The sequence below is a fragment of the Paenibacillus forsythiae T98 genome, from assembly GCF_000520735.1.
GTDB lineage: Bacteria > Bacillota > Bacilli > Paenibacillales > Paenibacillaceae > Paenibacillus_AQ > Paenibacillus_AQ forsythiae.
On sequence record NZ_ASSC01000558.1, the window covers coordinates 1 to 11184 of the forward strand.

Below are 11184 nucleotides of genomic sequence, written 5' to 3' on the forward strand. Positions count from 1 at the left end.
CAGGTGTGCCCAAGGTATATCGGGAAGCCTATGCCTCGGCTTCGGGCAGCGCGGCCCCAGGCGGATCGGAGTCTTCGCGGAGCTTCGCCGAGATTGCCGCAGCGCTCGAAGGTGCGGCTGCGAAGCAAGGAGCCGTCGCCGTGCTGGAAGAGAACACTGCGCAGGAAATTCCAAAGGAAGCCTCAGCGAATTCCCATTCGGTTGAAACCGATCCCGTTACGCAGCCTCCGGCAGCTCCGCTGTTTTCGCCTGATCGAAAGGATCGTCTGTCCGATGACAGCGTTCTTCGTGAGGTAAGGGAGATGAAGCAATGGATCGAGCGGATCGCCAGGCAGTCCGCCGAGTCGAGAGAACTTCCGGAGGGGCTGGAGCGGATGCGGACGCGTTTGCTCGACCAGGAAACGGACAGCGCGCTGGTAGAGGAGTGGATCGGTGATGTGCTGGATGCCTGGAATGAGGCCGGGAGGCTGTGGACGGACGAGCAGTTCGAGGAAGCTCTAAGAGAACACATGGTAACATTTCTGGACGCAAGAATAGGAGGAGGCATTGCTCCGGATACACGGCTCCTCCATGTCGCAGGTCCTACAGGGGTAGGAAAGACGACCACCTTGGCCAAGCTGGCGGCGGATCAGCTCTTTCGGCATGGCCGCAAGGTCGGAATGATCACATCCGATACGTACCGGATATCTGCGGTTGAACAACTTCGGACCTACGCATCGATTTTGGATGTCCCTCTTGAGGTTGTTCAGTCGCCGGGCGATTTGCAGCGGGCGTTGTCCAGGCTGGAGGGCTGTGATCTGGTATTAATGGATACGGCCGGAAGAAACTACCGCAACGAACTGCTTGTAGCCGAACTGCAGAGTCTGCTGTCACCGGCCATGCAGAGCGAGACGTACCTTGTGCTCAGCCTGACGTCAAAGAGCAAGGATATGAAGCTGATTACAGAGCATTTCAGCAAATACAGATTGGATAAAGTCATCCTGACAAAGCTGGACGAAACGGGAAGCTATGGTTCTTTGCTGAACCTGCTTAATGACTACCCGCTCATGCTGTCCTACATGACCAATGGTCAGACCGTCCCTGACGATCTGCTTATGCCATCCGGGGAGCTTCTGTGCAATTTGCTGCTGGGAACAGGTGAGCAATGATGGACCAGGCCCAATCGCTGAGACGGCTTGTCGCCGGACAAAATAGAAAGCTTGCTGACAGAGGAGAAGGCACTGCGCGAATTATAACCGTGTGCAGCGGAAAAGGCGGAGTCGGAAAGTCGAACTTCACTCTTAATTTCGCGCTTGCGCTCAAGAGTATGGGGAAGAGAGTGCTTCTGTTCGACGCCGATATCGGCATGGCCAATCTGGATGTTCTGATGGGCGTCTCGGCGGAGTATAATCTGTACCATTTGCTTGGCGGAGAAGCCGGTATTGAGCAGATTATTCAAACAGGCCCGGGCCGTCTGCCTTTTATTGCCGGAGGATCGGGCATGGAAGAGCTCTTCTCCCTATCGGACAGCGATTTGAACTACTTCACATCCCAAATTGCGACAATCGCCGACGAAATGGACTATATATTGTTTGATACTGGCGCCGGACTTTCCAAGGAAACGATGAGATTCATTATCTCGGCCGACGATTGTATTGTCGTTACCACTCCGGAGCCAACGGCCATTACCGATGCCTACGCATTGATGAAGGTGGTACATACTGCACAACCGAGCACCGCGTTTCAACTGGTCGTTAACCTGGCATCGGATACCAGGGAAGCGATTGCGGCAAGCGACAAAATTAGGTTGACCGCCCGGCGTTTCTTGGAGCTTGATATTCCTTACCTTGGATTCATCAGCAGCGACAGTCATGTGGTCCAAGCAGTCAAACGCCAAATTCCTTTCTCATTGGCTTACCCCAACAGTGCCGCCGCGATGGATATTCACAGACTGACGCTCCGGTATTTGTCATCCGACTGTTCTTCGGTCTCGGCTGAATCGCGCGGAATTAAAGGGTTTATAGGCAAGTGGCTTCGCCGTATATAAGAAATGTTCTGAATTTAAGGACAAGGGTGGAAATGATATGAAGCCATATAAAGTTTTGGTTGTGGATGATTCGGCATTTATGCGCAAAATCATTTCCGATTTAATTGAAAAAAACGCCGACTTCCAGGTAACGGCCACGGCCGTTAACGGTCGCGAAGCGGTTGACAAGGTGAAGGAACTTCAGCCGGATCTTGTAACCATGGACGTCGAGATGCCCGAAATGAACGGGCTGGAGGCGTTGAAGCTGATCATGCTTGACCATCCGCTTCCTGTCATCATGCTGTCAGGCATTAACGAAGAAGGAATGAAAGAGACGATTCTTGCCCTGGAGGGCGGGGCCTTCGACTTTATCCGCAAGCCTTCGGTTTCCAGTTCACATGATATCAACAGCGTCGGTGAATCGTTAAGGGAACAGATGAAGGAGGCGATGCTTGCCCGCGAACGCCGGGAGGCTCGTTCCGCGTCGGAGCTTTCAAGCGCCGAAAGCACACCCGCGTTGCAGCCGCCTGAATCCGCTTCTTCGATGCCGCCCGCTAAGCCGGCGGATAAGCAGGACGGAGGTGGTGGGGGACACACCTCTGGCAAGGAGACACAGGATGTCAAAGCGCCGATTTTACGGCCCCTCTCACAAGGTACCGGCATATCCGCCGAAAGGAAGCGCGAAGATAAGCCGCAGCTTCCCCGTACAGAGAGAACCAGAAGCGTCTCTACCGGGGAGAAGCCCGAGGTCGGACGAATCAAATCGTTGTCTCCGAAGAAATCGGACGTCCCTGTCCGTGAACCGATACCGCCGAGGACGCCTGCACAAGGAGCGGGGCCGGATATTCCCACAGTGTCTGGCAAGGATCGCAAATTAGGCGCGAAGGGGCTGACGAAGCTTGTGGCCGTTGGCTGCTCAACAGGCGGACCGCGGGCGCTAAAAGCTCTGCTTGAGAATATTCCGGCCGATTTTCCCGCGCCGATCGTTATCGTGCAGCATATGCCCCCCAATTTTACGAAGTCGCTTGCCCAGCGGCTGAATACCTTCAGTCCTCTGGATGTGATGGAGGCGGAGCAGGGAATGATCCTTCGGAAGGGAGCGGCTTATATTGCTCCGGGCGGTTATCACATGAAGGTCACGGAAACCGCCGGAGGGCAGTATGCGGTGGCTCTGTCAAAGGATGAAGCCCGGAACGGTCATCGTCCTTCGGTGGATACGCTGTTCGAATCACTGCTTCCGCTGAAAGCTTTGGAGCGCCATGCGGTGATTATGACCGGAATGGGGAGCGACGGCGCCAAGATGATGAAGTCGCTGTATGACGCGGGCATCACCTCAACCTTTGCCGAGAGCGAAGAAACCTGCGTCGTTTACGGAATGCCGCGTTCTGCGGTTGAGCTCCGGTGTGTCACTTATATTTTGCCGTTGCAAGACATTGCTCCAAGACTGGTTCAGGTCGTTAAATAACGCAAAGCGAACGCGAAGGGTAGGTGTCTGGACATGGACATGAATCAGTATTTATCCATGTTTATTGATGAGTCGAATGATCATCTTCAGTCTTTGAACGAAAATATGATGGGTCTGGAGGCAAATCCGGAGGATCTCGGCATTGTGCAGGTGATCTTCCGCTCCGCGCATACCTTAAAAGGCATGGCGGCGACCATGGGATTTGAAGATCTGGCTTCCCTGACCCACCAGATGGAGAATGTGCTTGACCTGGTGCGAAACAGCAAGCTGGTGATGCAGGATTTTATTTTTGACACTTTATTCAAAAGTCTTGATGCGCTTGAAGCCATGGTTCAGGACATTACCGGCGGTGGGGAGGGGAAAGCCGACGTATCCTCCATTGTCGCCTCGCTTCAGGCGATTGTTCGGGGCGAGGTGCCGTCCGCCCAGGGTGAAGGCCCCGGGCCGGCAGCGGCTGCGTCCAAGGCAATGGAAACTCCGGCGCTGCTTGATGAATTTCAATTATCGGTTCTGGAACAGTCGATTCAAGCAGGGCATCAGGTGCTGTTCATTGAAGTAACGATTCGTGAAGACTGTCAGCTTCGTGCGGTGAGGGCCTACATGGTCTTTGAACTGCTGGAGCGTTTTGGTGAAGTCGTGAAATCCTTTCCTTCGGTTCAGGATATTGAACAGGAAAAATTTGATTTCAGCTTTTCGCTCTATTATATTTCCCAGAAGACCGCCGAGGAAATGCAGACCTTGATCATGGGAGTATCCGAGATCGATAAGGTAACATCGGTGGCGCTTGATGCGGAACTGCTCGGCCAGCTTGGTCAGGCAGCTGTCGCCGCCACGGCTGAGCAAGCCCCCCCTGCTCCCGCGCGGGAGAACACTCCTCCGGTTACTCCGGCGCCGGCAGCTCCCCCCAAGAAAGAAGAAGCCAAGAAGGCCCCCGCAAAAAGCGCCGGCGCTCCTTCACGCACCATCCGCGTCGATATCGACCGTCTGGATGTTCTAATGAATCTGCTCAGCGAGCTGCTAATCGACCGGGTTCGGCTGGAGCAGCATGCTTCGGATATCCAGAGCGGGGAATTGACCGAGACGGTTGAGCATATGAGCCGGGTAAGCGCCGACCTGCAGAATATTGTGATGAAGCTGCGGATGGTGCCGGTGGATACAGTGTTCAACCGCTTTCCCCGTATGGTCCGCGATCTTGCCAAGTCGCTCGACAAAAAGGTTGATCTTGTTATTACAGGCGCCGAAACCGAGCTTGACCGGACCGTTGTCGACGAAATTGGCGATCCGCTTGTTCATCTGCTGCGCAACGCACTTGACCATGGGGTTGAATCGGTGGCTGATCGGGTCGCCGCCGGCAAGCCGGAGATGGGCACGATCCAATTGCGGGCCTTTCACAGCGGCAACCACGTCTTTATAGAAATTCAGGATGACGGCGCCGGCATTTCTCGCGAGAAGGTGCTGAAGTCCGCGATGAATAAGGGAATCGTGACTGCAGAGCAAGCTGCGGCGATGAGCGACAACGAGGCTCACCAGCTGTTGTTCGCCGCCGGATTCAGTACAGCCGAGGTGATCTCCGATATTTCGGGCCGCGGGGTCGGACTGGACGTCGTAAAAGCCAAGATTTCTTCGCTTGGAGGCAACGTTACCATTTATTCCACTCCGGGCAAAGGCACCACCTTCTCTGTTCAGCTTCCGCTTACACTGTCCATTATCGCCGCTATGCTGGTCCGGCTTGGTCCGGAGAAATATGCGATCCCGCTTTCATCCATCGTGGAGACAGGCATCGTGAAACGTTCGCAGATCCGCAGCGTACATGGCGCCAAGATGGTGGAATTCCGGGGCTCCCATATCCCAATCGTATCGTTAAGCTCCTTTTTCAATGTGTCTGATTACGACGAGACCGGCGAAGAGGAGACAGAGATCATTGTGATCCGCAAAGGGGACAAGCTCGTCGCGCTTACGGTGCAGGATTTTATCGGCCAGAACGAAATTGTCATTAAGAATTTAGGCAAGTACTTGCCGAATATCCAGGGAATATCGGGAGGCACGATTCTCGGCGACGGCCAGGTTGCGCTGATTATCGATCCCAACGCTTTTATCAAATAAGAGAATCCATACAGGGAGGTACTTTCCATGGCTGAAGATATTAAGGTCATTGTCTTTAAACTGGCTGCAGAGGAATATGGCATTGAAGTGGATAAAGTGCAAACAATCGAGCGTCTGATGCCGATCACGCGGGTGCCGAAGACCTACTCTTTTATCAAAGGGGTTATCAATCTGCGCGGTGTCGTTATTCCCGTTATCGATCTTCGGGGGAGATTCGGCCTGGAAGAGGCGGAGCATACCGATCAGACCCGCATCATTATCGTCGTTGTCAATGAGATGGAGGTCGGCTTTATCGTAGACTCGGCCAACGATGTGATCGATTTGAACAGGGAAGACATCGATACCCCTCCGGAAGTGGTAGGGGGCATCAAGGCCAAGTATTTGGATGGTGTGGCCAAAATAGGAGAGGGCCGTCTGCTCATTATGCTTAATCTGTCAGAAGTCCTCAACAAGAGTGAAATCGTGCAACTGGAAAGTTTCGAGGGCTGATGCCGTGGAACTGTTCAAGAATCAGAAAGATTTCAAGATGGATGTGCTCAAGGAAGTCGGAAATATCGGTGCGGGGAATGCGGCCACTGCGCTGTCCCAACTGCTGAACAAACCGATTGATATGGCGGTTCCCAAAGTTCAACTGCTAGGGTTCGAGGAGATTGCTGAAAAAGTAGGCGGCGCCGAAGAGCTTGTCTATGCGGTATTTCTGCGGGTTGAAGGCGACGCGCCGGGGAATTTGTTCTTTATACTTGCGCCGGATGCGGCACGCAGCTTGCTGAGCCGAGTTGCGGGCATCTCGGAAGTTTCAGGCGAAGAGCTGAGTGAAATGGAGCTTTCCGCGCTCAACGAAATCGGCAATATTTTGGCGGGGTCCTACCTCTCGTCCCTGGCCGACTTTACTTCCTTATCGATGTATCCGACGGTCCCTGCTTTGGCAATGGATATGGCGGGCGCGATTTTGAGTTACGGTCTGCTGCAGTTCGGTCAAATGGGAGATGATGCGCTCCTGATCGACACAACATTTTTGGAAGGACAGAATGAGATTGAAGGCCAGTTCTTTCTTATTCCGGACCCTGAATCATTTCCTAAAATTTTCAAATCATTGGGAGTGCCGTTTGAAGATGAATGAGGAGCAAAGCGTTATCAAGGTGGGAATGGCTGATCTCAACGTAGGCAGTCACGATCATGTAATCCGCACTACTGGCCTTGGCTCATGCGTCGGACTTACGCTTTACGATCCCGCAAAAAAATTGGGGGGGATGGCGCATGTCATGCTCCCGTCTTCGGAGATCGCCCGTGAAGGCAAGCTTAACATTGCCAAATTCGCGGATACGGCAATTCCCGAGCTGTTATCCCGATTGCTCAGTCTCGGCGCGATCCGCAACCGGATTGTCGCCAAGATGGCGGGTGGCGCCCAAATGTTCGCCTTTGCCGGCGGAAACGATACGATGAGAATTGGTCCGCGCAATGTGGAATCCTGCAAACGGGCATTGGAGGATTTGAATATTCCGTTATTGGCGGAAGATACGGGCGGCAGCTACGGGCGGACGATCGAGATTGCCTGCAACACCGGATTGTTGTACATCCGCAGTGTGCAAAAAGGCATTAAGGAATTATAATATGAAGACTAGAACTGTTTTAATCAGCTTGAGCTGTGGACTGGCCGGCTTTATTTTCACCTTTCTGTTTTCGCTTCGGAACAATCTGCCAATGACCAGTTTGTTTCGGGGATTGGCCGGATTTATTCTCTGGTTTTTGCTTGCCCTTGCCCTGAAATGGATAATGGGTATTATAGGCAAGCAAACCGACATTCCGGACAATCCGTCCTCATCTTCAGGCGATGTACAGGAAACTTTGGGCGCCCAATTGGACATTTCGACTCCGGACGAGAACGAGGAGATAAAGAATTTGCTCAAGCCGGAGTCTGGACAAGGGAAGCAGGAGAATGGCGAATTCAGGCCGCTTCAACCTCCCAAACTGGTCTCGATGAAGGACCCTGAAGAATTGGCCAAGGCCGTTCGTCACCTGAAAAATGAATGAGCGAGCGTAGTGGGGAGATAGATTATGGATTTCAATGAACCCTGGCCCGCGGGCTCGCCGACTACACTGTGGGAAGGGTGAAAGCCGTTGAACGAGCATAAAGCTTCTCATTTGGAACACCAGGCCCTCTGGGAACAGTGGAAAGAAGAAGGGGACCCGGAAGCCAAGAAAAAATTGATCGAGCAATATTTGCCCATAGTGGATTATGTATCCGGGCGTTTGGCCGTAGGCCTGCCAAAAAACGTTTCAAAGGACGACCTGGCAAGCAATGGCGTAATGGGACTGATCGATGCGATTGAAAAGTTTGATTACAAAAGGGGACTGCAATTTCAAACCTATGCTTCCTGGCGTGTCCGGGGCGCAATTCTTGATTCTCTGCGTCAAGGCGACTGGGTTCCGCGTTCGGTCCGGGAAAAGGCGAAAAGGATTGAGGATGCATATCAGCAGCTTGAACAAAAATATTTAAGATCTGTCAGCGATGAAGAAATGAGCCGCTATTTGAATGTAACCGAACAGGAGTTTCAAAGCATGCTGCAGGATGTTGCGGTGATGACGCTCTGTTCTTTAGAAGATCCAATTCGGGAAGAAGATTCAGAGACCCGTTTGTCGGTACTGGTGGATGATAAAGCCAAGAACCCTGATCATAAAGTAAATGAGTTCTATCTTCGTGAAACACTTACCAAAGGCATCGAGAAACTAACTGTGAAAGAACGGACCGTCGTGTCCCTTTTATATTATGAGGATCTTTCTTTGAGCGAAATTGCCGAGGTCATGTCCCTGTCTCCATCCCGGATATCGCAGTTGCATTCCAAGGCGATACTGCGGCTTCGGGGAACGCTTGAGAAGAATCGGGATCTCTTAATGCAAAATGATTAGCCGGAAATGGCGGCGAGGAGGCGGGAAATGGTTGTCCATTCTGCGTTAAGCGAATATTTGAGCATCAGCTTTTCGGAGGACAAGGAAATAGCGTATCTTGAGTTTTATCAACGGGATGAAGGATTCGCCTGCTCGGTTGAAGAATTGGGCGCTTTTTTGCAGCGAAACAAGGTTCTCTACGGCATTCAGTGGGATATTGTTCAGCGTTTTGCAGAACACCCGGGAGAGTACCTCTCCGGCAAGGTGCCGATAGCGATGGGCAAGGCACCCGCAAACGGGACAGACGGACAAGTACAGCTTAGTGTTTCGATGGATGACAAAGACCGCCGCCCGCTGGAAATGGAAGACGGCAAGGTCGATTATAAGGAATTGATCCGGCTGAGCAATGTCCGCAAGGGCCAATTGATCGCCACGCTTATTCCCCCCGTACCAGGACAGCCCGGCATGGCCGTTACCGGCGATCCGATCCCCTGCAAGGCGGGCAAGGCTGCCCGCTTCAAGATAGGCAAGAACGTGCTGGTCAGCGATGATGAATCCTCGATGTACGCGGCAATTGACGGACTGATATCCTATACGGATAAAGGAAAAATCAATGTATTTCCCGTGTACGAAGTGAATGGCGACGTCGATTACAACACCGGGAACATCGATTTTGTTGGTACTGTCGTTATTCGGGGCAATGTACTTTCCGGGTTTACGGTGAAGTCAGAAGGGGATATACGAGTAATCGGCGGTGTGGAAGGTGCGGAGTTAACCGCCAGAGGCTCCATCGAAATAAGCGGGGGCATCATCGGCTATAACAAGGGACTCGTCAGCGCCGGAGCCAACGTGAAGGTGTCATTTATACAGGATGGCAACGTGACGGCGGGGGAGGATATTATCGTTTCCCAGAGCATCATGCATTCCAATATCCGCGCCGGAAGGAGCGTTCTGTGCAATGGAGCCAAGGGACTTATCGTCGGCGGGACGGTGCAGGCCGGGGAAAAGGTTGTGGCGCGCACGATTGGCAACACGATGTCGACGGCGACGGCGATTGAAGTTGGAGTTCTCCCCGAGCTGAGGAATGAAATCAATGACCTCCGCCGGCAGCTTCGCCTTCTGCTGGAGAACGCCGATAAAACGAAGAAGGCGCTCTACCTGCTGAACCAGCTGGCGCTAAATGATTCCCTGCCGCCGGACAAGCTTGCCATGCGTATCAAGCTTAACGCTACGCAGCAGTCCCAGCAAAGAGAGGAAGTCCATATTAAAGAGCGGGTGCTGGAGATCGAAAGAATGCTGGAGGATACGGACAAGGCCAGGGTCGAGGTTGTCAAGACCATTTACGGCGGCTCCAAAATTGTAATCGGAAGATACACCAAATTTGTTAAGGATACCGCAGAACGTATGACGTTCTATTATTCCCAGGGCGACATTAATATGACGCCAAACGTCTGATTCTCTAACGATGCAGCCTTGACGGACAATATTTCATACGGAAGGGCAGGAGATTTCCGTGAACTTGAGACCGGTTGAACTGCAAATTGCCGTCCCCCGGACAACCGAGGCGGGCAAGGTGCAGCAAGAGCTTCAGCATCGATCCGGGCTGGAGCAGCAAGGTTTGGCGATGCAGAATATAAAGGATTCGCGTGAGCTGGCCAATCGCAGCACGGAGGTTAATGAGTCCTCGGAATCCGCCTTAAGAGATGACGGGCATCAGGGAGGCTCTGCCGGACACGGTTCTTCCCGGGAACACAAAAAGGACAAAGAGACAAACCCGGAGCACCCGTATAAAGGGCATCGTTTCGATATCAAACTGTAGATTTAGAAGCGCGGCCAAAAGATTTAGAACCACTGCAAAAAAAGCTGAAATATTGATTTTATTCACTAAAGGAGAGCGAACTCGTGCAACCATGGGCGTATATTGTTCTGCTTGGCGGATTTGCTCTGGCATATGCGCTGCTTCTGCCGTCGCGCGCCCGCAACAAGAACGGCGGAGCGGACAAGCAGAGCCTGAAGGAAGTGGAAGCAGCGTTGGAGTTATACATGGCGGATGTCGAGCGGGAGAACCGAGAACTGCTGGAGGTGCTGGATTCGATCAAGACCCAGACCCAGAGCAGCCAGGCGGCTCTTCAGGAGCAGCTTGGCGAACTGAACGGACGGATCGATGCGGTGCAGCATAGGACAGGCCAGTTGGAGACCCGTATGGCCGCAAGTGAGAATGGGCTTCTACAGATGGCCTTATCTAGCGGCAAAGACACTAATGCGCAGCATTCGGCAGCTTCGGCCAATGCGATTGACGAACCGTCAGCCGGTGCCAAGGCCAGACCGGTCAGCACGATCAAGCTTCGATACCCGCAGCTGTTCGAACTTTACAGCCAGGGGAAATCCATTGATATCATCGCCAAGAAAACCGGAATGCCATCAGGAGAGATTCAATTGATCCTGCAGCTCGCGAAACAGGAGGAATCGGCGTGATCAGGAATCGGTCCTTTATGGTCGGGCTTGGCTGCGGGCTGGCGGCTGGCGCGCTGCTTCTCCAGCTTATGATTTCGGCGGGGATGGCGACGCCGACAAAGGCGCAGGTGGTTCGTGAAGCTTCAAAGCTGAAGCTGAAAGTGTCCGATGCGGAAGCAAAGCTGCACACAGCCGAGGAGTGGCGGACGATGGAAGAGCAAGAGAAGGCCTCGAAAGGCGAAGACGAGGCGGGCCAAGCCGACAGCGGCAG

At 53.1% G+C, this 11184-nt stretch carries 12 protein-coding genes and 1 pseudogene; all 13 read left to right on the forward strand.

The features are described 5' to 3' along the window. Positions 1 to 1148 (forward strand): flagellar biosynthesis protein FlhF (locus L692_RS29230; RefSeq protein WP_025701394.1); only part of this gene is annotated, 1148 nt, incomplete at its 5' end. Then, complete coding sequence (locus L692_RS0117495; protein ID WP_025701395.1) at positions 1145 to 2026, forward strand: MinD/ParA family protein; 882 nt, start codon at positions 1145 to 1147, stop codon at positions 2024 to 2026. The genes L692_RS29230 and L692_RS0117495, both read left to right, overlap by 4 nt. Positions 2027 to 2063: 37 nt before the next feature. Next, positions 2064 to 3470, forward strand: coding sequence for a protein-glutamate methylesterase/protein-glutamine glutaminase (locus tag L692_RS0117500; protein ID WP_025701396.1), 1407 nt, complete (start codon positions 2064 to 2066; stop codon positions 3468 to 3470). A gap of 33 nt (positions 3471 to 3503) precedes the next feature. After that, positions 3504 to 5573, forward strand: a complete 2070-nt coding sequence (locus tag L692_RS0117505; protein ID WP_025701397.1) for a chemotaxis protein CheA — start codon at positions 3504 to 3506, stop codon at positions 5571 to 5573. A gap of 27 nt (positions 5574 to 5600) precedes the next feature. Then, on the forward strand, positions 5601 to 6062 hold the full coding sequence (locus L692_RS0117510; RefSeq protein WP_025701398.1) for a chemotaxis protein CheW: 462 nt from the start codon (positions 5601 to 5603) through the stop codon (positions 6060 to 6062). A gap of 37 nt (positions 6063 to 6099) precedes the next feature. Continuing rightward, complete coding sequence (locus L692_RS0117515) at positions 6100 to 6693, forward strand: chemotaxis protein CheC (RefSeq protein WP_376717931.1); 594 nt, start codon at positions 6100 to 6102, stop codon at positions 6691 to 6693. Continuing rightward, the gene (locus L692_RS0117520) at positions 6686 to 7183 is read left to right on the forward strand and encodes a chemotaxis protein CheD (RefSeq protein WP_025701400.1); all 498 of its coding nucleotides are present in this window, start codon (positions 6686 to 6688) and stop codon (positions 7181 to 7183) included. The genes L692_RS0117515 and L692_RS0117520 overlap by 8 nt, the downstream gene beginning before the upstream one ends. Position 7184: 1 nt before the next feature. Continuing rightward, positions 7185 to 7604 (forward strand): hypothetical protein, encoded by a 420-nt coding sequence (locus tag L692_RS0117525; RefSeq protein WP_025701401.1) that lies wholly within the window; start codon positions 7185 to 7187, stop codon positions 7602 to 7604. 87 nt (positions 7605 to 7691) lie between these two features. Continuing rightward, on the forward strand, positions 7692 to 8480 hold the full coding sequence (locus L692_RS0117530; protein ID WP_025701402.1) for a FliA/WhiG family RNA polymerase sigma factor: 789 nt from the start codon (positions 7692 to 7694) through the stop codon (positions 8478 to 8480). A gap of 27 nt (positions 8481 to 8507) precedes the next feature. Further along, complete coding sequence (locus tag L692_RS0117535) at positions 8508 to 9914, forward strand: DUF342 domain-containing protein (RefSeq protein WP_025701403.1); 1407 nt, start codon at positions 8508 to 8510, stop codon at positions 9912 to 9914. A 58-nt stretch (positions 9915 to 9972) separates the two neighbouring features. Continuing rightward, the gene (locus tag L692_RS0117540; RefSeq protein ID WP_025701404.1) at positions 9973 to 10278 is read left to right on the forward strand and encodes a hypothetical protein; all 306 of its coding nucleotides are present in this window, start codon (positions 9973 to 9975) and stop codon (positions 10276 to 10278) included. A gap of 83 nt (positions 10279 to 10361) precedes the next feature. Then, complete coding sequence (locus tag L692_RS0117545) at positions 10362 to 10934, forward strand: hypothetical protein (RefSeq protein WP_025701405.1); 573 nt, start codon at positions 10362 to 10364, stop codon at positions 10932 to 10934. Further along, a pseudogene (locus tag L692_RS29235) lies at positions 10931 to 11184 on the forward strand (hypothetical protein); the annotation flags it as partial. The gene L692_RS0117545 and the pseudogene L692_RS29235, both read left to right, overlap by 4 nt.